Annotated in this window: 21 protein-coding genes; 19 read left to right on the top strand and 2 right to left on the bottom strand. The window is 28.7% G+C overall.

The genetic code is table 11. From position 1 onward, the window contains the following. Window positions 1–169 precede the first annotated feature (169 nt). The 12 genes from psyc5s11_RS25055 to psyc5s11_RS25000 all read left to right on the top strand — a co-directional run bounded on the left by psyc5s11_RS25055 (window position 170) and on the right by psyc5s11_RS25000 (window position 13,548). Complete coding sequence (locus psyc5s11_RS25055; RefSeq protein WP_224035177.1) at window positions 170–1,630, top strand: glycoside hydrolase family 1 protein; 1,461 nt, start codon at window positions 170–172, stop codon at window positions 1,628–1,630. 84 nt (window positions 1,631–1,714) lie between these two features. Beyond that, window positions 1,715–2,578, top strand: a complete 864-nt coding sequence (locus psyc5s11_RS25050; RefSeq protein WP_224035176.1) for a Cof-type HAD-IIB family hydrolase — start codon at window positions 1,715–1,717, stop codon at window positions 2,576–2,578. A gap of 400 nt (window positions 2,579–2,978) precedes the next feature. Next, window positions 2,979–3,701, top strand: a complete 723-nt coding sequence (locus psyc5s11_RS25045; RefSeq protein WP_224035175.1) for a response regulator transcription factor — start codon at window positions 2,979–2,981, stop codon at window positions 3,699–3,701. A 155-nt stretch (window positions 3,702–3,856) separates the two neighbouring features. Further along, complete coding sequence (locus tag psyc5s11_RS25040) at window positions 3,857–5,131, top strand: sensor histidine kinase (RefSeq protein WP_224035174.1); 1,275 nt, start codon at window positions 3,857–3,859, stop codon at window positions 5,129–5,131. Between the two features lie 172 nt (window positions 5,132–5,303). After that, the gene (locus tag psyc5s11_RS25035) at window positions 5,304–6,080 is read left to right on the top strand and encodes a hypothetical protein (protein WP_224035173.1); all 777 of its coding nucleotides are present in this window, start codon (window positions 5,304–5,306) and stop codon (window positions 6,078–6,080) included. A gap of 270 nt (window positions 6,081–6,350) precedes the next feature. Then, window positions 6,351–8,078, top strand: a complete 1,728-nt coding sequence (locus psyc5s11_RS25030; RefSeq protein ID WP_224035172.1) for a cell wall-binding protein — start codon at window positions 6,351–6,353, stop codon at window positions 8,076–8,078. A gap of 348 nt (window positions 8,079–8,426) precedes the next feature. Beyond that, on the top strand, window positions 8,427–9,839 hold the full coding sequence (locus psyc5s11_RS25025; protein ID WP_224035171.1) for a glycoside hydrolase family 1 protein: 1,413 nt from the start codon (window positions 8,427–8,429) through the stop codon (window positions 9,837–9,839). Between the two features lie 73 nt (window positions 9,840–9,912). Further along, window positions 9,913–10,281, top strand: a complete 369-nt coding sequence (locus tag psyc5s11_RS25020) for a Lin0368 family putative glycerol transporter subunit (protein WP_224035170.1) — start codon at window positions 9,913–9,915, stop codon at window positions 10,279–10,281. Then, window positions 10,278–10,613 carry a Lin0368 family putative glycerol transporter subunit gene (locus tag psyc5s11_RS25015; protein WP_224035169.1) on the top strand — a complete coding sequence of 112 codons (336 nt, stop codon included), beginning with the start codon at window positions 10,278–10,280 and terminating at the stop codon, window positions 10,611–10,613. The genes psyc5s11_RS25020 and psyc5s11_RS25015 overlap by 4 nt, the downstream gene beginning before the upstream one ends. A gap of 140 nt (window positions 10,614–10,753) precedes the next feature. After that, window positions 10,754–12,181, top strand: coding sequence for a 6-phospho-beta-glucosidase (locus psyc5s11_RS25010; RefSeq protein WP_224035168.1), 1,428 nt, complete (start codon window positions 10,754–10,756; stop codon window positions 12,179–12,181). Between the two features lie 19 nt (window positions 12,182–12,200). Next, entirely contained in the window at window positions 12,201–12,458 is a 258-nt protein-coding gene (locus tag psyc5s11_RS25005; RefSeq protein WP_224035167.1) for a SemiSWEET transporter, read from the top strand. A gap of 358 nt (window positions 12,459–12,816) precedes the next feature. Next, window positions 12,817–13,548, top strand: coding sequence for a MurR/RpiR family transcriptional regulator (locus psyc5s11_RS25000; protein WP_224035166.1), 732 nt, complete (start codon window positions 12,817–12,819; stop codon window positions 13,546–13,548). Between the two features lie 48 nt (window positions 13,549–13,596). Here psyc5s11_RS25000 and psyc5s11_RS24995 read toward each other — a convergent pair whose 3' ends face one another. Continuing rightward, entirely contained in the window at window positions 13,597–14,142 is a 546-nt protein-coding gene (locus psyc5s11_RS24995) for a glutathione peroxidase (protein WP_224035165.1), read from the bottom strand. A gap of 192 nt (window positions 14,143–14,334) precedes the next feature. Continuing rightward, the gene (locus tag psyc5s11_RS24990; protein ID WP_224035164.1) at window positions 14,335–17,025 is read right to left on the bottom strand and encodes a sigma 54-interacting transcriptional regulator; all 2,691 of its coding nucleotides are present in this window, start codon (window positions 17,023–17,025) and stop codon (window positions 14,335–14,337) included. Window positions 17,026–17,528: 503 nt separating this feature from the next. On the opposite strand from psyc5s11_RS24990, the gene psyc5s11_RS24985 reads away from it, so the two are divergent. From psyc5s11_RS24985 to psyc5s11_RS24955, 7 genes are all read left to right on the top strand, one after another. Beyond that, the gene (locus psyc5s11_RS24985; protein ID WP_224035163.1) at window positions 17,529–17,849 is read left to right on the top strand and encodes a PTS lactose/cellobiose transporter subunit IIA; all 321 of its coding nucleotides are present in this window, start codon (window positions 17,529–17,531) and stop codon (window positions 17,847–17,849) included. Window positions 17,850–17,985: 136 nt separating this feature from the next. Then, window positions 17,986–18,294 (top strand): PTS sugar transporter subunit IIB, encoded by a 309-nt coding sequence (locus tag psyc5s11_RS24980; protein ID WP_224035162.1) that lies wholly within the window; start codon window positions 17,986–17,988, stop codon window positions 18,292–18,294. A 219-nt stretch (window positions 18,295–18,513) separates the two neighbouring features. Further along, the gene (locus psyc5s11_RS24975; protein ID WP_224035161.1) at window positions 18,514–19,851 is read left to right on the top strand and encodes a PTS sugar transporter subunit IIC; all 1,338 of its coding nucleotides are present in this window, start codon (window positions 18,514–18,516) and stop codon (window positions 19,849–19,851) included. Between the two features lie 395 nt (window positions 19,852–20,246). Beyond that, complete coding sequence (locus psyc5s11_RS24970) at window positions 20,247–21,566, top strand: ABC transporter substrate-binding protein (RefSeq protein ID WP_224035160.1); 1,320 nt, start codon at window positions 20,247–20,249, stop codon at window positions 21,564–21,566. 304 nt (window positions 21,567–21,870) lie between these two features. Continuing rightward, window positions 21,871–22,758: a carbohydrate ABC transporter permease gene (locus psyc5s11_RS24965; RefSeq protein ID WP_224038263.1), complete on the top strand. Its 888-nt coding sequence runs from the start codon at window positions 21,871–21,873 to the stop codon at window positions 22,756–22,758. 53 nt (window positions 22,759–22,811) lie between these two features. Further along, window positions 22,812–23,735 (top strand): carbohydrate ABC transporter permease, encoded by a 924-nt coding sequence (locus psyc5s11_RS24960; RefSeq protein WP_224035159.1) that lies wholly within the window; start codon window positions 22,812–22,814, stop codon window positions 23,733–23,735. A 436-nt stretch (window positions 23,736–24,171) separates the two neighbouring features. Continuing rightward, window positions 24,172–25,056, top strand: coding sequence for a glycosyltransferase family 2 protein (locus psyc5s11_RS24955; protein WP_224035158.1), 885 nt, complete (start codon window positions 24,172–24,174; stop codon window positions 25,054–25,056). The last annotated feature ends 111 nt before the right edge of the window (window positions 25,057–25,167 follow it).

Genomic DNA, 25,167 nt, shown 5'->3' with positions numbered 1-25,167 from the left:
TTAGGATGGAATTACTGATTAAAAAGTGATGCTCCAAAAGTGAGAGTCAAAATTTTATATTTTAGTTCTCGAACTTTCACACAGTAAATTTTATATTTGGATATCAGAACTTTCTCTGTGAGTTTCATCCTAAATCATTCATCATTAATAAAGAAAGTGAGGAATAAAAATGTTAAATAATAAATTTGAAGGATTTTCAAAGGATTTTTTATGGGGAGGAGCAACAGCGGCAAACCAATTTGAAGGTGGATATAAGGAAGGCGGAAAGGGGCTTAGTACTTCAGATGTTATGACAGGTGGTACTCACACAACTCCAAGAAGAATAACACCTGTTTTAGAAGCGGAAACATACTATCCAAGCCATGAAGCAATAGATTTTTATCATCATTATAAAGAAGATATAAAGTTATTTGGAGAAATGGGATTTAAGACTTTTAGATTGTCAATAAATTGGAGTAGAATTTTCCCAAATGGTGATGATTTAGAACCAAATGAAGAAGGATTAAAATTCTATGATGATGTTTTTGCAGAATTAAAGAAATATAATATTGAGCCTTTAGTTACAATTTCTCATTATGAAACACCATTTGGATTAACTAAAAAGTATAATGGATGGGCTTCAAGAGAAGTTATTGATTGTTATGTTAGATATTGCGAAACTATATTTAAAAGATATAAAGATGTAGTGAAATATTGGCTTACATTTAATGAAATAAACTGTTTGACTATGCCATTTGGTACATTTATGGGTGGTGGAATTTTATTAAATGATGGCGGTGAACTTGCATTTGATAAGGAAAGTGAAGATAGTAAACAAATAAGATTTCAGGCTCTTCATCATCAATTTATTGCAAGTGCAAAAGCTGTAAAATTAGGACATGAAATTAATAAAGATTTTAAAATGGGGTGCATGATTGCATATATGACAGCATATCCAAATACATGTAATCCAGAAGATGTATTTTTAGCTCAAGAAAGAGATAATTTAAATAATTTCTTATGCTCTGATGTTCAAGTAAGAGGAGCTTATCCAGGTTTTGCAAAGAGATATTTTAGAGATAATAATATTGAAATCAAAATGGAAGAAAATGATGAGCAAATATTAAAAGAAGGCTGCGTAGATTATTATACATTTAGTTATTATATGTCAAACTGTGCAAGTTCAGATCCAGAATTAGAAAGAACTTCTGGAAATATACTTGGAGGAGTAAAAAATCCATATCTTAAAGCAAGTGATTGGGGATGGCAAATTGATCCTAAAGGATTAAGATGGACATTAAATAATATTTACAACAGATATCAAATTCCGTTAATGGTTGTAGAGAATGGACTGGGTGCCGTAGACACAGTTGAAGCAGATGGTTCAGTTAATGATGATTATAGAATTGATTATTTAAGAGAACATATAAAAGAAATGAGAGAAGCAGTAGAAGATGGAGTAGAGTTACTTGGATATACTCCTTGGGGATGTATAGATCTAGTAAGTGCATCAACTGGTGAAATGAAAAAGAGATATGGATTCATTTATGTTAACAAAGATAACGATGGAAATGGAGATTTAAGTAGATCAAGAAAGAAGAGTTTCTATTGGTATAAGAAAGTAATTGAAAGTAATGGAGAAGAACTTTAATATTTAAAAATACTTAATAGTATTTAAGGGCTAGAAAAATTAAAATATTTTCTAGCCCAATTTTATAATAGGGAGTAGAAAAATATGATAAAATTTATTGCATCAGATATGGATGGAACATTACTTGGAAGAAATGATGATATACCTGAAGAAAATTTAAAGGCTATAAGAAAAGCTGAAGAAATGGGAATACAGTTTGTAATTGCCAGTGGAAGAATGTATGAAGATATTAAACCATTTCTTGATAGGTATAATTTAAAGTGTGAATGTATAGTACTAAATGGTGCGGAATATAGAGATAAAGATGGAAATATATTAGAAGGAATTTATATGGACAAAGGTAAGATTAAAGACATTTTAGAGATAATAAAAAGAGATGGACTTAATGTTGAAATATATACGGATAAAGGATTATATACCATTAATACTAAAGAAGAATCTTTAAAAGGAAGTATACTGAGGGTTCAATATTCACATCCAGAAGTTACAAATCATGAAGAAATACTTAAGAGGGCAAAAGAAGAACATCATTTTGCAATTTTAAAGTATATTGATAATATAGATGAATTTTTAAGTAGAGATATTAAAATAGGAAAAATTGAGTCTTATGATGAATGTGAAGATAAGATTTTTAAATTAAAAGAAGAACTTAAAACTATAGAGGGGCTTGCAATTGCATCAAGTGTTGCAATTAATTTAGAAATAAATCACATAGAAGCTCAAAAAGGAATTATATTATCTAAGGTTTCAGATAAAAAGAGAGTAAAAAAAGAGGAAGTTGTTGTAATTGGAGATGGATTTAACGACTATTCAATGTTTACTGAATTTCCTATATCTTTTGCTATGGAAAATGCTATTCCAGAAATAAAGAAAGTTGCAAAATATATAACAGATACCAATGATAATGCAGGTGTTGCTAAAGCTATCTACAAGTGCTTGAATTTATAAATTAAACTTGCATTTAAGGCGTAAAAATTATTAACTAATAAAAAATACGCACATATAAAAAAAGTGCGAAGCACAATTAAGAACTTAAACAGAACCAAGAGACTTTATACATCTAAAAATTAAATATATAAGAATAAACCCAGGAGTAAGCAATATGATATATTGATTTTTTCTGGGTTTTAAAATTTAATATTGTAATAAATAGCAGTTTTTTTATTTACGTATTGATATTTTTAATTCTCCAGAAATTTTTTTGACGTTACAGCCTATATAATAGATCAATAGGTTTTATTGTTTTTTATATGATATAATTTGTATAATATGAAATAATATTTTAAAATGTAATACATTGTATATTAGGTTTTGCTAACAATTGTACAATTATTATTTGGAGGCGAATATGTTAAAAAAGAGAATATTAGTAGTAGAAGATGAATTTTCAATTAATGATACTTTAAAATTTGCTCTTTCGAAGGAAAATTATGAAGTAAAGGGAGCTTATAATGGGGAAAGTGCTTTAAAGGTTTTTGAGGAATTTGAACCTCATTTAGTTTTACTAGATTTAATGCTTCCAGATATAAGTGGTTTTGAATTATGTAAGATTATGAATCAAAAAAGCTATGTTGTTATGCTTACGGCAAGGGATGATGTAATTGATAAAATATTGGGGATGGAAATAGGTGCAGATGATTACATAACAAAGCCTTTTGAAATTAGAGAAGTTACAGCAAGAATTAATGCTATTTTTAGAAGAGCAAGTAAAAATATTTTCGATAATGAAAACATAGTGAGTAATGCTTTAGAAAAGAATATAAATGATAGCAATAAAGAGAATAATATAAAAGATGAAATTACTATTAATTTTGATACAAGAACAGTAATAAAAGATGGAAAAGAAATTATGTTAAAGAGAAAAGAATTTGAGGTATTAAGTTATTTATATAAAAATAAAGGAGTTGTTATTACAAGACAGCAGCTTTTAAACTATGTTTGGGGATATGACGATTATGGTGATACTAGAACTGTTGATGTTCATATTAGGAGACTCCGAGCAAATCTTGGTGATGATAAGGAAAATTCAGTAATAGAAACAGTTTTTGGGGTAGGATATGTAGTAAGATAAAAGCTTTAAGTTAGGACGTGGAGAATATGCTAAACACACTAAAAGGAAAAATAATGATAGGAATTGTATTTGCTCTCATTATATTTAATTTTGGGTTAAGTATTTTCATATATAATACTTTTTACACGAATATAAAGAATAATATTAAAGGTGACATGGAGAATGTTAGAAAGTTTAGCATAAGCACCTTAAAATATAGTGCTATGGTTATTGAAGATGATCTTAAAGTGAAAAATAAAACTGTTTATGAAGTTAACAATAATTATGAGTGTTATGTTGGACTATATGATTCTAATAATAATCCAATAGATTATAAAGGTAATACATTATTTGAAAATAGTATAAATAATATATTAGAAAGTTCCAAAGGAAAAAGCTCAGCAATAATATTCAATATTAAAAGTGGGCTAATTTGTACATACGTATATCCTGTGTATCTTAATGGAAAATACGATTCAAGTTTAGTTATACAAAAAAGTTATAATGATTATTATAATAGCATTAAAAGTACAATGACCAACATAATAGCAGCACAAATTGTTCTTCTAATAGTTATAATAGGTGCACTAAATTATTTTATAAATAAAATAATAAGTCCTTTAAAAAAGCTTAGCGTGGAAATGAAAAGATATGGAGAAGGAAAAGAAGTTGATAAGATTTCAGTAAAATCTAAGGATGAAATTGGACAAGTTACTAAGTCTTTTAATGAAATGATTGAAGAAAAGAAAAAGTTGGAAAATATATCAAAAGACTTTTTTAATAACGCAACTCATGAGCTTAAGACTCCAGTTACTTCAATATATGGATATGTTCAAGTATTAAAAGAAGAAGAGTTAAATAATATGGATGAGGAATTTAAAAAAAGAGCTATTAACAGAATGATGCTGGAATGCGGAAAATTAAAAGAGCTCATACAAAAGCTTCTTGAGGTTTCAAGATGTGGTGTTAGTAAAAAGGAAATAAAGCAAAAGGTGAATCTTAATATATTAATAACAGAGCTATGTGATAGATTAATTGACAGAAGCAGAAGATTAAATAAGGAGTTTATTATTAATATTGAGGAAATTACTACATTAGTTATAAAAGAAGATATTGAGCATATAATTTTAAATTTAATTGATAATTCATTAAAATACTCTAAAGGTAAAGAAATATACATTTCTCTTAAGAAACTGGATAAAAATTCGGATAACTTTATATTTGAAATAAAAAATAAAATTTCTTCAATACCTGAAAATATTTTTAGAAATTTATTAGAGCCATTTGTTAAATATAATGAATTTGATGGTAATTTAGAAGAGAGTATTTCAAGTTCTGGATTAGGATTATATTTGTGCAATGAATTAGCTCAAAAGAATATGCTTACTTTGAAATATAATATAAAAAATGATGAAATATCCTTCTATTTGTTAAATTCAAATTTATCTTAATATGTTACAAGAATGTAACATAAATGTTAAATAAACTATAGTTGTTACCAGGATACTACAATAACATTACAAAAATGTAAAAACTGTTGAATTTAGCTAGAATGAGTTTATGATAGGTATTGTAATAGATGGAAGTAATAGATATTTATTATTATTTTGAGGAGGAAGAAAAATGAAGAAAAGAATATTAAATCAATTAATTGCAGCAGTTTTAGTTTGCGGAAGTCTTTTAGCAGTAGGTAATATACCTGCAAATGCAGAAGAGAAAACTGAACCAGGAATGAAAACTGAAAATGGACAAACTTATTGTTATAATGCAATGGGTAAAAAAGTAGTAAATAACTGGGTTAACAGCAGTGGGAAGTGGTATCATTTTAATGATAAGGGCGAAATGGAAAAAAATACAACAGCAAAAGATGCTGATGGTAAAGATGTTCAGATAGGTGCAGATGGAATAGGAAACCTTGACGATGGAATTAAAGAAGAAAAAATCACTAAAGATAGCTCAGAAGCTTATAAAAATAGTCATAAACAATGGAAGAAGGTAGGAAATGACTGGTATTATTATACTGGAAGTAACCTTGAAACTATGATTACTGACAGCTGGTACCCAGATAATGGAATATGGTACTATTTTAATGATAAGGGAATAATGCAAAAGAATGCAACAGTCAAAGATGAAAAAGGTAATGACTGTGTATTAAATGTAGATGGTGCATTAACTAATAGAGACCACCCAGAAATTGATGTCCTTAAGTGGAAACAAGTAGATGGAAATTGGTATTACATGACTCGTAAAGGAGAAAAAGCACTTGGATGGACACGCGATGAAACAAATGGTAAGTGGTATTATTTGAATATAAAAGATGGTATAATGCAAAAAAATACAACTATAATAGACAATAACGGCAAATATGTTTTAGGTGCAGATGGTGCATGGATTAAATAACAAAACTTTTTAAATGAAATCTTGAAAAATTATAAAAATGTATAAAAAAGTTGTCATCATAATTAACTTATCTTTGGGTTTCCCTAAGAAGCAAGTTTAATGTGGACAACTTTTTTAGTTCGTAAAATGAAAAACAGAATATAAATTAGTTAACAATTGTTAATAAGTTTGGTTTATAATTATTTATATTGAATATTCTAGAAAATAATAAGAAAATATGTTGTTTATTATTTTCTTTATATGTATATTGATTATCCAGGGAGGATAAAGATGAAAAAATTACTTGGTTTAATAATTTTATTAGTAACTATATTATCATGTATATGTTATCAAGAATATATAAAGAAAGGAAATGAAGAAGTCGAAGTACTAAATACAGATGTTAGCATTAATAATATAAAAAGCATTATTGATATAAACAATGAAATTGATGATAAATATGAAGAGGTTCCACTAGGATATAATAATGGAAATATATACTTAATAAAGTATGATTCAGCTAATAATAAATTATATGATGATAATATATTTATTTTAAATAAAGATGGAAGTACTAAAGAATGTGGAATAAAGTTACCTGATAATTATTTGAACTGTGAGTTAAGTATTTATGGAGATAAGATTTTTGGAAGAGATGGATATTTTAATTGGCAATTTGGAAAAGAATACAAACTACTTTCTAATGAAGATGATACATTGACTACAAATTGGTATTCTGTTTCAGGAAATAGCGATTATTACTTATGTGTAAAAAACAGTACACAGAATAAAAAGTACATATTATACAATATTAATAGTAATGATAAATATGAATTTGAGTGTAGTGTTGATAGTACAGATGTTACTAATGGTATATTTTATGATGATATATCAAAAAACTTCTATGGAATATGCCAAAATAATGTGGTAAAGGAAATACATATTAATGGAAGTAATTTTACATTAGAAAAATATGATGATATAAAATTTTTGAATAAAAATAATATAGAGAAAAATAAAGATTCAAGCAATAATTACGTTAATTATATATATTGTTTAGAGGGGAAGGCATATATAAGTTTGAATTATAATGATAAACCTCAAGATAGTATTGATATTAATAAATATAACATAGCTGATAAATTTACAGAACAATTAGATAATATAACTTTATATGGATATGATAGTTTTTATAAAGAATACATATTAATAAAAAAAAGTGATGATAAAAGTACTAATAAAATATATTTAGCTAAACTTGATAAAAATGGATTTGATATGCTTATCGAAATACCTAAAATATATGGTGATGATAGTAAATTAAGTATTCATATGGTTGATTCAGGGAATGTATTAGTTAAAGAAGAATATCATAACAGAGAAAATAAAAGAATTAAAAGCAGATATATTGTTTATGATTTAGCAGAGTATTTTCAGGAGAATACAAATAAATTTAAAAGTGATAGTGATAAATTAACATTGAAAAATACCTATAAAAATATTAATGATTATGATTCTAGCAATAAGAATATATTAAATGAAAATGAAGAAAACAAAAATACTAAAGAAGTTGAACAAACTAAAACAACAGTAAATAATAATACAGCAAACGATAATGAATCTAATATTTCAGCTACAGAGAATAAGGATTATAGAGAAAATAATTCATCATGGAGAAAAGGAAATGGTGACTGGTATTATTATAAAGATGATGATGAAAAAATCATAGGATGGTTAAAAACTGAAAAAGGCTGGTACTATTTTTACAAAGATGGAATTATGCAGAAAGATGCAATTATTATTGGGAAAATGGGTAAAGAATATAAATTAGGACATGATGGATTATTAATTAACCCAGATGCTACTATGGATTATGATTACGATGAAAGTAAAGAAAAAATAAATAAAGAGAGCAATAACAATAATGTAAAAGATGATTTTAAGTCTTCAAATAGTACAAAAATCGAAGAATCAGTTGAGGATAATATTAAATCAAATAAGGCACAATCAAAAAAATAACAAGTCCATCTGCTAGCCTATTTTCCATCATCCTGCGTCGACAGATCGCCCTAATAGTACCACTATGAGGACTATCTACCTCCTTGCCTGATGAAAAATATGCATGGCATTTTGGACTTGTTATTTTCTTTCATGTGCCTAATACTAAAAATTAGAATGTGGATTAACATTAAAAAAGCATATTTTTATTTAAATATAAAAACAGCATGTTTCTAAAAAAAACAAATACCTAAGAAGTAGTATGTGTTCCTAAATAACCTAAGTAATACATATCTCCATTATATTATGATATATTAAAATTAAATAAATGAGAAATTTAGAGAAAATAATATATATGGAGGGGTTTATATGTTTCACAAAAATTTAAAGGATTTCCCAAAGGATTTTTTATGGGGAGCATCAACATCGGCCTATCAAGTAGAGGGAGCTTATAATGAGGATGGAAAAGGATTATCAGTTCAAGATACAAAGGAACCATTACCAGGTACGCCAAATTTTAATGTATCGAGCGATCATTATCATCACTATAAAGAAGATGTAGCATTATTTGCAGAAATGGGATTTAAGACTTATCGTTTTTCAATAGCATGGACTAGAATAATTCCAAATGGAGCAGGTGAAGTAAATCCTAAAGGAATAGAATTTTATAATAATTTAATAGATGAATTACTATCATATGGTATAGAACCATTAGTTACAATGTATCATTTTGATTTGCCAGATGCACTTCAAAAGGATGGCGGTTGGTCTAATAGGAAAACTGCAGATGCATTTGTAAATTATGCAAAAATATTATTTGAGAACTTTGGAGATAAGGTTAAGTACTGGCTTACAATAAATGAACAAAACATGATGATACTTCATGGAGCGGCCATTGGAACTGTTAATGCAGGTACAGATAATATTAAAAAAGAATTGTATAAGCAAAATCATCATATGATGTTAGCTCAAGCACAAACAATGAAATTGTGTCATGAAATGTGCCCAAAAGGTAAGATAGGACCAGCTCCAAACATAACAACAATATATCCAGAAAGCTCAAAGCCAGAAGATATCTTAGCAGCTAGCAATCAATCTTCAATAAGAAATTGGTTATACTTAGATATGGCTGTACATGGTAGATATAATCCAATAGCTTGGAGTTACATGGTTGAAAAAGGCATTGAACCTACAATTGAAAATGGTGATATGGAAATCTTAAAAGGTGGGAATCCTGATTTTATAGCATTTAATTACTATTGTACAGGAACAGCTGCTGAAAGTAAGATTGATGATACTGAAGTATCTACTCAAGGCGGAGATCAACAAATTTCAATTGGAGATTTAGGAGTTTACAAGGGTGCTTCAAATCCAAACCTACAAAAGACTGAATTTGGATGGGAGATTGACCCAATAGGCTTTAGAAATACTTTAAGAGAAGTATATGAAAGATATGCATTACCTGTAATTATTACTGAAAATGGATTGGGAGCTTATGATAAAGTTGAAGAAGAAGATACTATAAACGATGATTACAGAATTGAATATTTAAGAAAACATATAGAACAAGCAAGACTTGCAATAACTGATGGTGTGGATTTAATTGGATATTGCCCATGGTCAGCTATAGATCTTATAAGTACACATCAAGGATTCCAAAAGAGATATGGATTTATATATGTAAACAGAGATGAATTTGATCTTAAGGATTTAAGAAGAATAAGAAAGAAAAGTTTCTTCTGGTATAAGAATGTAATTAAAACTAATGGAGAAGAACTTTAAGATATATATATAAAGCTAAAGATACGATTTATCTATTGTCCTTCATTCTAAATTTCAATAAGGAGTTTTAGTTATGGGAAAAATAAAAATATTTTTAAGAAGCACTCTTGGATTTTGTATGGCAGGAATAGTGTTAAATAATGCTTGGAGTATTTTTGTAAATAAGTTTGGCATTAAAGGTGGATGGATTTCAGCATTAATATTAACAGGAACGCTATGGTTTATTAATCATCATTTAGGAATGGTAGAGAATAAAAAAGAAGCAATGTTTATTGATATGGGGTTAGTTGTGGGTTTATGTTCTTTAATTAGGGATAGTTTATTAAAAGGAATTAGTGGACTTGTAAGTTCAATGCCTACATTTGCCTGTGTATTAATAGGAGGAACGATTGCTGGAGTTTTGGGTGGTTATTTGCAAAAGCAGGGTGAATATAAAAAATGACAGTTAAAGAAATTATAATGACAATAACTGGAGCTGCTATATTCTCATTCTTAGTTATAACAGTTTGGGGCAAATTAGTAAATTTGTTTGGAGCAATTGGAGGATTTATAGCAGCAATGATTATACCAGGTACCATGTGGATAATAAATCATGGAGTTAATAATCATTTAATAAAACAAAGTGGAACTGTTTGGATTGATATGGCTTGGGCTGTTGGCATAGGAGTTTGCATATCATCAAAAATACAAGGTGGAAAAATGACTAAGGCCAAAAATACACTGTTTGCAGCAATTTTAAGTGGGATAATAGGTGGATATATATTAACTTTTTAGAAATAAATGATGAATGAGTAAGGAAAAAAAAGCCTTTGGCTTTTTGTATAAATAATTAAGAAATTACGGAGCAATTTCAACCGTAATTAATCATTCATTCTTCATCAATAATCATTAATCAAAATTAAGGAGGAAATTGTATGGCATTTCAAAAGGATTTTTTATGGGGTGGTGCAGTTGCAGCTCATCAATTAGAAGGTGGCTGGAATAAAGGGGGCAAGGGACCAAGTACTGCTGATGTAATGACAGCTGGAGCACATGGAGTTCCAAGGCAAATTACAGATGGAGTAATTGAAGGATTAAATTATCCTAATCATGAAGCAATTGATTTCTATGGACATTATAAGGAAGATATTGCATTATTTGCAGAGATGGGATTTAAATGCTTTAGAACTTCAATAGCATGGTCTAGAATTTTTCCAAATGGTGATGAACTTGAGCCAAACGAAGAAGGCTTAAAATTCTATGATGATATGTTTGATGAAATGCTTAAGTATGGAATTGAACCTGTAATTACATTATCACATTTTGAAATACCTTATGGAATAGTTAAAAATTATGGTGGATGGAGAAGTCGTAAAGTTATTGATTTATTTGTTAGATATTCTACAACTGTTATGGAACGTTATAAAAATAAGGTTAAGTATTGGATGACATTTAATGAAATAAATAATCAAACAGAAACAGGATATGATTTATTTGCATTTACTTGTTCAGGAATTGTATTTATAGAAGGAGAAAATAGGGAAGAAGTAACATATCAAGCTGTTCATCATGAACTTGTAGCTAGCGCATTAGTTGTTAAACTCGGTCATGAAATAAATCCAGATTTTAAAATTGGATGTATGCTTGCATATGTACCAATTTATCCATATTCCTGTAATCCAGAGGACATGATGCTTTCTGTAGAAGCAATGCACGATAGATATGTTTTTGGAGATGTTCATTGTAGAGGATATTATCCAAGTTATGCAATTAAAGATTGGGAAAGAAAAGGATTAAGGATTAAAATGGAAGATGGAGATGCTGAAATCTTAAAAGAAGGTTGTGTTGACTACATTGGATTTAGTTATTACATGTCAGCAGCAGTAAGAGCTGATAATGAATCTGCTGGAGATGGAATGTCAGGATATTCAAAAGCAGCTAAAAATCCATATGTAAAAGCAAGCGATTGGGGATGGCAAATTGATCCCGTTGGATTACGTTATGCTTTAAATTCACTATATGAACGTTATCAAAAACCGCTATTCATAGTTGAAAATGGCTTTGGAGCAATTGATGTGAAAGAAGAAGATGGATCGTGTAATGATGATTACAGAATTGATTTCTTAGGTGAACACATTACAGAAATGAAAAAGGCAGTGGAAATTGATGGTGTTGATTTAATGGGTTATACACCTTGGGGATGTATTGATTTAGTATCATTTGGAACTGGTGAAATGAAAAAACGATATGGATTCATTTACGTTGATAAAGATAATGATGGTAATGGAACGCTTGGGAGAAGCAAGAAAAAGTCATTTAATTGGTACAAAAAGGTGATTGAGACTAATGGAGAAGAACTTTAAGATATAGAGGAGAAGATTTATGATAGGAAATATTGCAGCAGTATTAACCACACTTTCATTTTTGCCACAAGCACTCAAGGTTATAAAAACTAAAAATACAGAAGGAATATCACTTGGAATGTATTCTATGTTTGTTTTAGGTGTATTTCTTTGGGGCATATATGGTTATACAAAAAGTGATATGGCAATAATGGTATCTAATTTTATTACATTCACACTTGCAAGCATAGTACTATTTTATAAGATTAAATACTCTGTTAAAAAAGTAAGTAATTAGAGAATATAAATTTAAATTATTAACAAGCTCAAATCTAATATTAATATATAGAAGGTGCTTCAAAATATAATGTAAAAGTTATTTTGAAGCACCTTATTTTAAATGTCTATTATTTTCATTAATGTGCCTTAAAAAAACTTCATAAATAGTATATAATTAAGTAAACGTATTTAGGCACAATCAAATAAATAACAAGTCTATTTGCCAGCCTATTTTCCATCATGCTGCGTCGGCAAACTGACTTAATAGGCTTGCTATGAGGGCAATTTGTCTCCTTGCCTGATGAAAAATATCCATGGCAACTTTGGACTTGTTATTTATTTTCATGTGCCTTATGAAAGAAGAGGTTGCTTAATTTATGTTTAATTATGAAATTATCCAAAGCCTGAATGAGTTAGAATTATCACTATATAGATACATAATGAAAAACAGTGAAAAAGTAATTTATATGAGAATCAGAGAATTAGCAGATGAGGCACATGTATCAACAACAACAATATTAAGGTTTTGCAAAAAGGTTAATTGCCAAGGATACTCAGAATTTAAAGTTAAGTTAAAGATGAATATTGAACAAAGTGGAAATAACAAAGTAAATAATGATACTTCTATAATAATAGACTTTTTTAAAAAATTGGATAATAGTGAATTAGATAAGAAACTAAATACCCTTTGTGATTTGATAAAAGAGGCAAGCAATGTCATATTTATAGGAGCAGGCACATCTGGAGTACTATGTAAGTATGCTGCGAGATATTTTTCTTCAATAGGTAAATTTGCTATGTATATAGATGATCCATATTTTCCGAGGAATTATAAGGTTTATGAAGATTCTGTAATAATAGCAATATCAGTTTCTGGAGAAACATATTCTGTTATTGATCATATAAGCAATTTAAGAAGAGAAAGAAGCACTGTTGTAAGTATAACTAACAGCGAAAATTGTACTATAGCTAAAATATCTGATCTTAATATATCCTATTATGTTCAGCAAGAGAAAGTTGGAATTAGTGACATAACTACACAAATACCAGTATTATATATGATTGAAAATATAGGTAAGAGATTGCATAATAAGTTTTTAGCAAATTAAAAAATTAAAAATGCAGGCATTGGAAAATATTTTCCAATGCCTGCATTTTTAAAGAAGTTTTTCTATAAATGGTGCTATTTCATAAGGCTCTACACTAGATTCAAATCTTTGCATAACATTACCTTCTTTATCTACTAGGAATTTAGTGAAATTCCATTTAATTGTATCACCTATTAAATAATCAGGTAAATCCTCCTTCAACATACTGTGTAGTAGTTTAGCGCTAGGATTATTTAAGTCAAAACCTTTAAATGGGGCTTTGCTTGCTAAATAATTAAATAAAGGATGTGCATTTGATCCCCTTACTTCTACTTTTTCGGAAAGTGGGAATGTTACGCCGTAATTAAGCATGCAAAATTGCTTTACTTCATTGTTATTTCCAGGTTCTTGTTCAGCAAATTGATTGCATGGCAAGCCAATTATTTCAAAACCTTTAGATTTATACTTATCATAGATTTTTTGTAAGTCTTCATATTGGTAAGTAAATCCACATTTGCTAGCAATATTAACAATCAATAGGGCTTTTCCCTTAAAATTCTCCATGTTAATTTGTGGACCATCAATAGAATTTATTTTAAAATCATAAATATTCATATTCCATCTCCTAAAATTTAAATTTATCAAAATTAAATTTAATACAATCTATATGCTTAATTTATCATCTAATTCTTAAGATGTCAATAAAAGTTTTAAGGGTAGATAAAAAACAGTACTGTAATAAATATATGCTATTTATTTTTAAGCAATATATTTGTTACGGTACTGTTTACACGTTAAGTATTCAAATTATTTAAGTTTATTATCTATTATAGTTTCTGCATTTGATAAAAGATTCATTAAGTAGCATATTTCATCGTCTACTATGTCTATTTTATATTTATTATTTATGAAGGTTAAATTTTCTTTTATTATATTGTACAAATCAATATTTTCTGATATATAAACATCCTTCATAGGATAAGCAGCAGGGTTGTCTTCATTTCTTAATCTACCTATAACAAAAGATAAATGCAGAATTACACCAACAGTATTTTCATCAGATAGTTTAATGGAAAGCTTATTTTCCAATATCTTTAAAAGTTTAGTTACATCATTAAATAAAGCAACACCATCTACATTATATATATTTTCTTTTATAATTTTAGGGATATTAAGCATAGCAGTTTTTGAATCTATGGAAGTTTGAAGTTCTTTTAGTACATTCATATTAAATACTTCATACATTGAGTATTGTTTTACTTTTGAATCCACTGGGAAAGAAGAAACTATAAATAGTATTTCATTCTCCTTTTGAAGATTAATTATTTTTTGCTTAAAGAACTTTTTATCTAAGCAATTTAAACAAGTGATTTCAAAATAATCACCATTTAATCTAAGATTACTAACTAAAAAGTTTTTAATGGCAATAGCGGCACCTTCGCCAGTTAAACATGCTGTTACTATTAGTATTTTATGTTCATTTTCTGGTTTATCATTTAAGTTCTTATGTATTTCTACATAAGAATTAACCATAAGGACATCATTATAAATTTCATCTAAAGATGATCCTAGCAATGCTTTTCTTGTAGCTTCTAATACATGTAGTGTTGAAACAAGAGATATTACTTTAATTTCAACTTTAAATTCTTTTTTTATAACATCTGCAAAAGTAGTTAAAGAGCCCATATCAACCAATAAAAGATAACCAGCCGAACTTGGATTTTCTTGTATTTGAACTTTTAAATTTTCTAATACTTTTGATGGAGCAACATCAATTGATGCATTTATAGGAATTACATAATTTTCACCTAAAAGTCTATTTGAAACATCAGCCATTGAAGTTGCAGTAGATTCTCCATGTGCAATAAGAATGACTTTTACTTTATCATGGGATACATCATTAAAAGTATTATCCGGTATTAAAAACAGTGAAAGATAACCAGCTTCATCTATTGGAATTGATTTATTTATATAATTTTCAATAAGTTCTTTTATTTCAAGGGCTACAGAAAATTCTAAAGGGTAAAGTTCTTTGATCTTATTTAGGTTAGTATTTATGATTATTTTGTCACTATTAATTCTATTTATTAATGTGTTAATATGCAGCGCAAAAGCTGTGTATAAATTATTATCAAAGGTTATAGCAAGCTTTTTAGAAACATGAGCTATTATTTTGTCAAAACAGTCTAATGTATCCTCATCAATAATGGTTAATAAGTTTTTTCTATTAATTTCTTCAGATACTTCAAAATTATTTTTGTTAAAATGCTTTGCAATATCTTTTTCAAGAATATTTTCAATGTCAATGTCGGAAATATCTAAAGACTTTAGCTTTTCTAGTTTATTTTCTATAAAATCATAAATAGTATTATCATCAGTATTAAATATAGTATTAGTATCTTCATTGGAACCATTAAATCTAAAATATTCAATTTCTTCGCTCATAAGTGTATTCCATAAAACTCTATGTTCCTTTTCTTTATAAAGTCCGTCTTTAATATAAGGAGGTAAAACTTTGCTGTGAATTCTTACATCAGGTTTTATATTTGTTAAAAATTCTGAATATGCTTTAGCACAAAGGAGCTGAACATCACTTTTTAGCTGACCAATATTATTAGGGCAATCATAGGAAAGTAATGCTCTAAGTGAATTTAATGATACATAGATTTCTTTGTTCAAACGAATACTCTCATATTTAAAGAAGCTTTTAATTAAAAACAATCTTTCATCTAAAGTTCTATCTTTAAGAGAAGGAAGGTTTATTACAATAGGAATTCTTCTAGTGAAAGTGTTTAATAAAGCAGAACTTGGATCTTCTGTTGTAGCTGAAATTATTAAGACATCTGATGTTCTAGACTCGGAATCACCAATTCTTCTGAAAGTTCCACTGTCTAGAAATACAAAAAGGGCCTCTTGCCCCTCAGGAGGAAGTCTATGAATTTCATCCAAGAATAAAATTCCACCATTAGCTTGTTCAATTAACCCAATCTTATCAGTTTCAGCACCAGTATAGGCACCTTTCTTTACACCAAAAAGTTGAGATGTAAGTAATTGAGGATTATTACTATAGTCTGCACAGTTAAATATTATAAATGGAGAATCTTCAGATTTTACGCTCATCTCTAAAGCATAATTATGCATTAGAGAAGCAAACATAGATTTTCCAACACCTGTGCCTCCGAGTATTAAACAATTCATACCCTTAGGAGGGTATAATATAGCAGCTTTAGCTTGCTCAACGGAATCTTTTAGGGATACATTATTTTTAGCAAGTAGGTCCAATTGAGATTCGTGACGCATAAGTTTATTTTCTGAAAGAAAGAATAATACAGGTCTGCCAGATGATTTATATAATTTACCATCTTTACAAAGTTCATTTAGTTCGTGACTTAAATTTGCGCGAGTCATATCAAGCAGTGATGCTAGAGTTTGAGTATCAATACCTTCAGAAGAATCTAATTGAAGAAACCTTTGATAAATTAAATCTTTTTTTGCCATTGAGCATCCTCCTATTATTAGTTTGTGAGTATTATGTACATATATATAAGTATTATATAGTATATTTAAAAGTATTATATAGTATATTTAAAAATATCATAGAGCATATATAAAAATATTATAGATTATATTGAAAATGATATCATAAGTTTGTTGAGATAGTCAAACATCAGTGTAGTGTTTAAGCATAGGGACAAACACTATAAACACTAGGCTAAAAAATCAAAACACTAAAGAAATCTAACAAACAGTTATGGTAAAAGATAGAAAATGGAATTAATTAAGAAAAACATAAAAATAAAATTTTAAATAAAATAAAACTTAATAATACAAGCTGAAATGAGATAGTGATAGGGTTTTTGACTAAATAGCACAGAATATAAAATTAAGAAATTAAGTTGATTTTTAAAAAAAATTAATGTTTGGCAGTGTTTGGCACGGATATTGCTTTATATATAAGCATAAGACATAAAGCAATAAAAGCAGAACTTGGAGGTAAAGTAATGGACGAATTAGAAATGGCAATTATGAATATTATAATTAATGCAGGGGATTGCAAGAATCATTGTTACATGGCTCTTGGAATGGTAAATGAAGGAAAATATGATGAGGCAGAAGAAGAAATAAAATTAGCAAATGATGCATTATCAAAAGCACATGACTCGCAAACAGCAATGATTCAAAAAGAAGCTAGTGGAGAAAAAATAGAATTATCACTATTATTTGTTCACGCACAAGATCATTTAATGACAGCTATATCAGAGAAAACTTTAATCGAACAAATTATTGAATTAAGAAAAGTAGTAAATACATTGATGAAATAATAATTAACAAAATAATATAGAAATATAATTTACAAATATTAACAAAAGAGGTATTATATAATATATTACTAGAAAAATAAAATTTAATATCAATATATATTTAAAATTGATTATAAAAATTAAGGAGGAAAAAATTATGATAATAATTAAATTATTCTGTGCATCAGGAATGTCAACAAGTGTTTTGGTTAATAAGATGAAGGATGCAGCTAAACAAAAAGGAATAGAAGCAGAAATTTCAGCATTTCCAGAAGCTCAAATGGACAGACATCTAGACAGTATGAATGTTGCATTACTTGGACCACAAGTTGGATATACTCTAGGTAAAGCAAAGAAACTTTGTGATCCAAAAGGAATTCCAGTAGAAGTTATACCAATGATTGATTATGGAATGATGAATGGAGCTAAGGTTTTAGACTTAGCATTAAAGTTAGCTCAAAAATAGAACTAATCTTAAGTTAACTTGGTGAAATAGCAGTAAAATGTATTTTGCCACCTTGAGGGAAAACCTCTACATTAGAGAAAAATCAATTCACAAACTGTAGTGATACTAAGATGAAAATTAAAATAATCACAAAAGTTTATAAACTAGGTAATAATAGCAAATTTTTATTTGTAATTATTCATATTATATTCATATTATAATTATAAGGGGGAAAAAAATATGTCAATGAATCAAACATTGAACGAAAAAGTAGTACCAGCGGTTATGAAATTTGTTAACCTTAAGGCACTTCAAGCACTGAAAGATGGTGTATTGTACACAATGCCACTAAATATAATAGGATCATTGTTCCTATTAGTAGCTGCATTCCCATCAGTAGCATACACTAATTTCATGTCTTCTATATTTGGAGCAGACTGGCAAACTCCATTGTATAAAGTACAAAATGGTACAATGGGCCTTATGGGATTAGTTTGTGTTATTAGTATAGCTTATATTTATGCAAAGAATGAAGGTTGTGAACCTTTATCAGCAAGTATAATGTCATTAGCTGTATTCTTTATTACAACTAAAAACACTATTAATTTTACTCCAAAAGATACAAAAGATGTATTTGTAGTAGGCGGTATCCCAGCAAATTGGCTTGGTTCTCAAGGCATGATTTCTGGAATTCTAATTGCTCTAGCTGTCGGTTATATTTATTCATGGTTTATGAAGAAAGACATTAGAATTAAAATGCCAGAAGGTGTTCCATCAGGTGTAGCTGATGCTTTCTCAGCTTTGATTCCAGCAGCAGTTACATTTATAATTGCAGACATAATTTATATTTTATTTAAATATGCATTTAATGATTCAACATTGGTTGAAATGATTTACAAAGTTATTCAAACACCATTACAAGGTATATCAGATACACCAGGCGGAATTTTTGTAATTGCATTCTCTATACCATTCTTATGGTTCTTTGGTGTACATGGTGCAAATGTTGTCAGCGGTGTAGTTATAAGCGTATTACAAGCAAATACTGCAGATAATGCAGCTCTTCAAATAGCAGGTAAACTTACTCTTGCTAATGGAGCTCATATCGTAACTTCACAATTCTTTGATAACTTTATTAATATGGCAGGTTCTGGGGAAACTCTTGGTCTTGTTATATGTATGCTATTATTTGCAAAATCATCACAATATAAACAATTAAGTAGATTAGGAATAGCACCAAATTTATTCAATATAAATGAACCAATTCTATTTGGTATTCCAATAGTAATGAATCCAATAATGGCAATACCATTTATAATAACACCAATATGTACAGCAATGTTACTTTATGCAGCAATTGCATCTGGTTTACTTGCTCCAATGGGTGGAGTTATGCCACCTTGGACATTACCACCAGTACTTTCAGGTTTATTAATTGGTGGAGTTCCATATGCATTAGCACAATTAATATTCTTAGTATTGGGAGCAGTAATATACTTCCCATTCTTCAAGAAAGCAGATGGTATGGCTTATGCAGACGAATTAGCTGCTGAACAAGGAAATGGCGTAGAAGCTTAATAGAAATTAATTAGCCCTTTTATTAACAATTTAAAAATATATTTAAACTAAAGATTTCAATGAAATAAGATTGAAGTTCAGTATTCATAAGATATTATGAATGCGGGGCTTCTTTCTTTTTGTGTAAATAATAAGAAGTATGGTTTAGCTACTTGAATTTATATGTAAGAAATTACGGATTTAAAAATAAAAAGCTGAGTACTTATGTAGTTTAAAAATTCCACATAAACAATAAAATAGTTTTTTTAGAAATTTTTATTGAACATATTGAGTTGAACAATGAACCATGTTAATATGAAGTTGTTCAAAAAATGAACTTAATATAAATGCAATTGTTATATATATTTTTTCGTATATTTAAAATTGCATGATAAAAATATAATGGGGGTAAATTCATGAATAAATTTATAAAAAAACTTTGTGCTATTGGATTAGTTTCAATTTTGGCAGGAAGCATGGTTGCATGTGGAGGTACAAGCACAGCAAAAGGATCTAAAAAAACTGCTAATGGAAAAGTTGAGATTGAGTATTGGTATGGTCTTGGGGGTAAGCTTGATGAAAATATGCAAAAAATAATTGCGGATTTCAATGGCTCACAAGATAAGTATGAAGTTAAGGGAGTAGCTCAAGAGGATTATAAGACTACATTTAAAAATCTGCAAGCTGCAATAGCCGCAAAGAAGACACCAGCTCTTGCATTATTAGAAGCAGATAAAGTAGATATGCTTGCAAATAAAGAGTTATTAACAAATATAAGTGATTATACAAGTAAGGATGCAGATTATAAAGAAGAAAATTATGTAGCATCACTTTTAGAAACAGGAAAAAAGGGAGACAAGTTATTTGCATTCCCTATATATGGTACAACTCAACTTCTATATTATAATAAGAAAGCATTTAAAGATGCAGGAATTTCTGAAGATTCATTAAAGACATGGACAGGAGTTGCAGAAGCAGCTAAAAAGCTTACTAAAAAAGATGGTAATGAAGTTTCATTTTATGGCTGGGAACCTATGTGGGGAGAAGACAATTTAATTGATGCATCATTAAGTAATGGTGGAAAAATACTAAGTGATGATGGAAAACAAGTATTAATTAATTCGGAAGAATGGACTGAAAGTTGGGATAGTTTTAGAAAATGGATTAATGAAGATAAAATTATGAGAATTCACTCTGGTGGACAAGGCTGGGAATATTGGTATGCAACAGTTGATGATGCTATGAAGGATAAAGCGGCTGGATATACTGGTTCGTCAGGAGACCAAGGTGACCTTGATTTTGATAAATTAGGCGCATTTGAGCAACCAGCATTTAAAGCTGGCAAAGAAGCAAAGCCAATTGCAGAAGCTAGACTTTTAGCTATTCAAAAGGATGTTAGCGAGGAACAAAAGCAAGGTGCATATGAATTTATTAAGTACTTTACATCTGCAAAGGTTAATGCAGAGTGGTCAATAGCTTCAGGATATATTTCAGTGAATAAGGCAAGTGCTAGTACTCCTGAATTTGTAGAACATGTAAAGAAAAATCCACAAGCAGCAGTGCCAACAGCTCAAGCAACTCATGCTACAAAAGTATTTATAGATCCAACAGGCGGTAAAATTATTGATGCTCTTAAAATTGCAGCAGATAAAGTTGAAATAGAAAATGTTTCAGCTAAGGTAGCTTTAGATGAAGCACAAAAAACTGCACAAGAGGCACTTGATAAAGTTAAATAACCAAAGTATGCGTATAGCCCGCCGAAATTGAATACATATTTGTTCCATAGGACTGTGAAAATTTCGCTGGAAGCATCTAAATGGGAGGTTGCACCCATTATAGTTTGCTCCAAATGTAAAATTTGGACAAACTATAATGGAACAACCTTCCATTAAGATGCTTCGGCAACTTATTTTCAATGCCTATTCCACAAATATGTATCCAATTTCTCTGTTTGTATGTATCCATAAGTAAGGTAAATACTGAAATAAAGTTGTTATTTAACTATAACTTGAAACAAAGAAAGTGGTGATTTTGGTGGAGATGACAAGTAGTTTTAAAAAGAAAATTAGCAAAGCTTCATGTGTGTTACTATTTATATTGCCAGCTGTAATTCCTCTTAGTGTATTTTGGTTATGGCCAATGGTTAAGGCTATATTTATGAGCTTTACTGATTGGGATTATATGAGTTCAACTTACAATATGGTGGGTACTGAGAATTATAGAGAGTTGTTTTCAGATAATATGTTTTATGATTCACTAAAAAATACTTTTGTATTTACACTTGGAACTTTGATACCTACTATAGCAGGTGGGTTAGCTATGGCTATGGTATTAAAGAAAAGTATTAAGGGATCAGCTTTATATAAGGCAATAATATTTTCACCATGGATAACGCCAACAGTTGCTATATCTATAGTTTGGAGTTGGATTTTTGAACCACAATATGGCTTTGCAAATTTTATATTACAATTATTTAATTTGCCAAAGTCACAGTGGTTACAAAGTTCAGACACAGCAATGATAGCAGTTATAATTGTTACAGTTTGGAAAGGGTTTGGATGGGCTATGGTATTTTATTTAACAGCGTTAGAAAGAGTACCTATAGAATTATATGAAGCTGCAGCAATTGATGGGGCAAATTCATTGAATAAATTTATAAGTATAACATTACCACTAATATCACCAACTACATTTTTCTTAAGTATAATAACAACAATAAATTCAATTCAAGCTTATGATCAAATTCAAGTTTTAACACAAGGTGGACCAGCAGGAAGTACAAGAACTATATTATATATGTATTATCAGACTGCTTTTGAAAATTTTAATATGGGACAAGCAACTGCTATGGCTACTGTTATACTTCTAATAATAGGAGTACTTGCAGGAATGCAATTTATTGCTTCAAAGAAATGGGTGCACTATTGATTGATGAATGATGAAAAATGAATGATTAATGTAAGGGAGAAGGAATATAAGTAATGGATATAAATGCTAAAAATAATATTGAGAGTCTTAGGGATATTAATAAAGATATAGAAGAGGAATACTTGTATATATCTAAAAAATTAACACTAGCACAAGCTATAATTAAGTATATACGACATTTAGTATTGATTTGCATAAGTATAATTACATTTTTCCCTTTTCTATGGATGTTAAGTAGTGCCCTTAAGACTAAGGATGAGGTATTTAATTTTCCACCAACATTAATTCCAAAAATACCCCAGTGGAATAACTTTGTCCAAGTATTTAAGGAAGCACCTTTTGGAGTATATATGGGAAATAGTTTATTTGTTGCATCAATTGAAGTTATATTTCAAGTGATTAGTGCAGCTATGATTGCATATGCTCTTACACAACTTAAATTTAAAGGTAAGAAAATATTATTTGCAATAATAATGGGTACATATATGTTGCCTTCAGCAGTTACATATATACCATGTTATATGATACTTTCAGATCTGAATTTAATTGATACATTAACTGGACTTATAATAAGCAATCTTGCTAATGTATTTGGAATATTTCTAATTAGACAAGCATTCTTACAAGTAGATAAAAGTTTAGTTGAAGCAGCAAGAATGGATGGGGCTTCTCATCTTAAAATACTTTTAAAGATTATGCTTCCATTAACAAAGCCAACTTTTATAACATTTGGCTTAATTAGCTTTGTAACTTATTATAATGAGTATATGTATCCTTCTCTTATAACCAAAAGTCCGGAAAACTTTTTGGTCTCAGCAGGACTTAGACAATTTTTTATTCAAGGAGGAGCCTATGGAATAAAGTGGCCAGAAATAATGGCGGCAAGTACACTTACAGTACTGCCACTATTGATATTATTTCTAATAGCTCAAAAATGGTTTATGCAAGGTGTAAATGATAGTGGTGTAAAAGGTTAATTGAATAAGGCACATGAAAGAAAATAACAGGTCCGAGATGCAAGCATACGGGCCTGTTTTTTTCTTGATTTAAAATATGTTTGAATATGGATAATAAGAAAGCTGCCTCAAAAAGAGTTCAATTTCTAGAGTTAGCCAGTTTTATGGTATAATTAAACATAAATTTATTAGTTTAGGTCAAAGGGACATGCTTTATATATTAAAGATAGGAGTTACTTATGGAGAAAATAAAAAAGTATGAGCCATCATTACAAAGTTTTAGTACAAATATTTTATTATATATAATAAAAGTATAGAGGATTTAAGACATCAAAAAGAAAGCCATGTACGTTATAAATGAGGTTGTTTGTACAGTGCTTAAGTGGTAAAATAAAGATGTTTGATTTTAAAAATAATAGTGCAATATATTGGGCAAAAATATAAGAGGTGATAAAATATGAATGAACCTATGGTAACTGTTTTAATGGCAGTATATAATGGAGAGAAATTTCTAAAAGAAGCTATGGAAAGTATATTAACTCAGACTTTTACTGATTTTGAGTTTTTAATAATAAATGATGGATCTACTGATAATAGTGTCAAAATAATTGAAGAATTTAATGATCCACGTATAAGATTAATTCATAATGAAAAAAATTTAAAGCTAATTGCATCATTAAATAAAGGAATATCCCTTGCAAAGGGTAAATATATAGCGAGAATGGATTCAGATGATATTTCTATGCCTGATAGATTAAAAAAAGAAGTGAATTTTTTAGAAAACTCTTTGGAATATGGTTTGGTAGGAACTTATTATACTGTTATAGATGGTGAAGGAGTAAATCAACGTAATGTAAGTTATCCATCTAGTAATGATTTGATTAAATTATTTTTATCATTAAATTGTCCGTTAGCTCATGGAAGTATAATGGGTAGATGTGAATTGTTTAAACAAAATTTATATGGAAGTAAACAATATTCTGCTATTGAAGATTATGAACTGTGGACAAGAATTGCTAAAGTAACTAAAATTCATAATATTCCAGAGTATTTATTTAAGTATAGAGTATACGGAGAAAGTTTTTCTGATACTAAAACTCAATTAATGTATAACCAAACTTTGGAGTTAAGTAAAAAAGCATATAAAAATAATATAAAAGAGTATAAAAAATTAATAAAAGAGCAATTTTTAGAAGAATCATATACTGAGGAAAAAGAAGAAGTTATAGAATATGTGAATGAATGGTTGGTGAGTTTTGTTAAAAGGCTTCTTTATGTACATGAATTTGGTTTAGCATTAAAATTATATGCTAAATCTATAAAAATAAATAAATTTAAATAAGGCACATTCAAAAAAATGTACAAAAAAAGAGTGCTAATAGCTATTAAGATGATAAAATAACCTTTGATTTATATATAAGGTTATTTTTACTTAAAAAAACTAATTTACTAG

Source organism: Clostridium gelidum (assembly GCF_019977655.1).
Classification (GTDB): domain Bacteria; phylum Bacillota; class Clostridia; order Clostridiales; family Clostridiaceae; genus Clostridium; species Clostridium gelidum.
Note: the sequence above shows the minus strand (reverse complement) of the source record. Positions and strands in the feature narration are given on the sequence as shown.

Coding starts and splice junctions, on each gene's coding strand:
- psyc5s11_RS25055 (WP_224035177.1), top strand. CDS start 170: ATGTTAAATAATAAATTTGAAGGATTTTCAAAGGATTTTTTATGGGGA.
- psyc5s11_RS24960 (WP_224035159.1), top strand. CDS start 22,812: ATGGATATAAATGCTAAAAATAATATTGAGAGTCTTAGGGATATTAAT.
- psyc5s11_RS24955 (WP_224035158.1), top strand. CDS start 24,172: ATGAATGAACCTATGGTAACTGTTTTAATGGCAGTATATAATGGAGAG.
- psyc5s11_RS25015 (WP_224035169.1), top strand. CDS start 10,278: ATGACAGTTAAAGAAATTATAATGACAATAACTGGAGCTGCTATATTC.
- psyc5s11_RS24980 (WP_224035162.1), top strand. CDS start 17,986: ATGATAATAATTAAATTATTCTGTGCATCAGGAATGTCAACAAGTGTT.
- psyc5s11_RS24970 (WP_224035160.1), top strand. CDS start 20,247: ATGAATAAATTTATAAAAAAACTTTGTGCTATTGGATTAGTTTCAATT.
- psyc5s11_RS25000 (WP_224035166.1), top strand. CDS start 12,817: ATGTTTAATTATGAAATTATCCAAAGCCTGAATGAGTTAGAATTATCA.
- psyc5s11_RS25020 (WP_224035170.1), top strand. CDS start 9,913: ATGGGAAAAATAAAAATATTTTTAAGAAGCACTCTTGGATTTTGTATG.
- psyc5s11_RS24975 (WP_224035161.1), top strand. CDS start 18,514: ATGTCAATGAATCAAACATTGAACGAAAAAGTAGTACCAGCGGTTATG.
- psyc5s11_RS25040 (WP_224035174.1), top strand. CDS start 3,857: ATGGAGAATGTTAGAAAGTTTAGCATAAGCACCTTAAAATATAGTGCT.
- psyc5s11_RS25050 (WP_224035176.1), top strand. CDS start 1,715: ATGATAAAATTTATTGCATCAGATATGGATGGAACATTACTTGGAAGA.
- psyc5s11_RS25045 (WP_224035175.1), top strand. CDS start 2,979: ATGTTAAAAAAGAGAATATTAGTAGTAGAAGATGAATTTTCAATTAAT.
- psyc5s11_RS25030 (WP_224035172.1), top strand. CDS start 6,351: ATGAAAAAATTACTTGGTTTAATAATTTTATTAGTAACTATATTATCA.
- psyc5s11_RS25035 (WP_224035173.1), top strand. CDS start 5,304: ATGAAGAAAAGAATATTAAATCAATTAATTGCAGCAGTTTTAGTTTGC.
- psyc5s11_RS24965 (WP_224038263.1), top strand. CDS start 21,871: ATGACAAGTAGTTTTAAAAAGAAAATTAGCAAAGCTTCATGTGTGTTA.
- psyc5s11_RS24990 (WP_224035164.1), bottom strand. CDS start 17,025: ATGGCAAAAAAAGATTTAATTTATCAAAGGTTTCTTCAATTAGATTCT.
- psyc5s11_RS25025 (WP_224035171.1), top strand. CDS start 8,427: ATGTTTCACAAAAATTTAAAGGATTTCCCAAAGGATTTTTTATGGGGA.
- psyc5s11_RS25010 (WP_224035168.1), top strand. CDS start 10,754: ATGGCATTTCAAAAGGATTTTTTATGGGGTGGTGCAGTTGCAGCTCAT.
- psyc5s11_RS24995 (WP_224035165.1), bottom strand. CDS start 14,142: ATGAATATTTATGATTTTAAAATAAATTCTATTGATGGTCCACAAATT.
- psyc5s11_RS25005 (WP_224035167.1), top strand. CDS start 12,201: ATGATAGGAAATATTGCAGCAGTATTAACCACACTTTCATTTTTGCCA.
- psyc5s11_RS24985 (WP_224035163.1), top strand. CDS start 17,529: ATGGACGAATTAGAAATGGCAATTATGAATATTATAATTAATGCAGGG.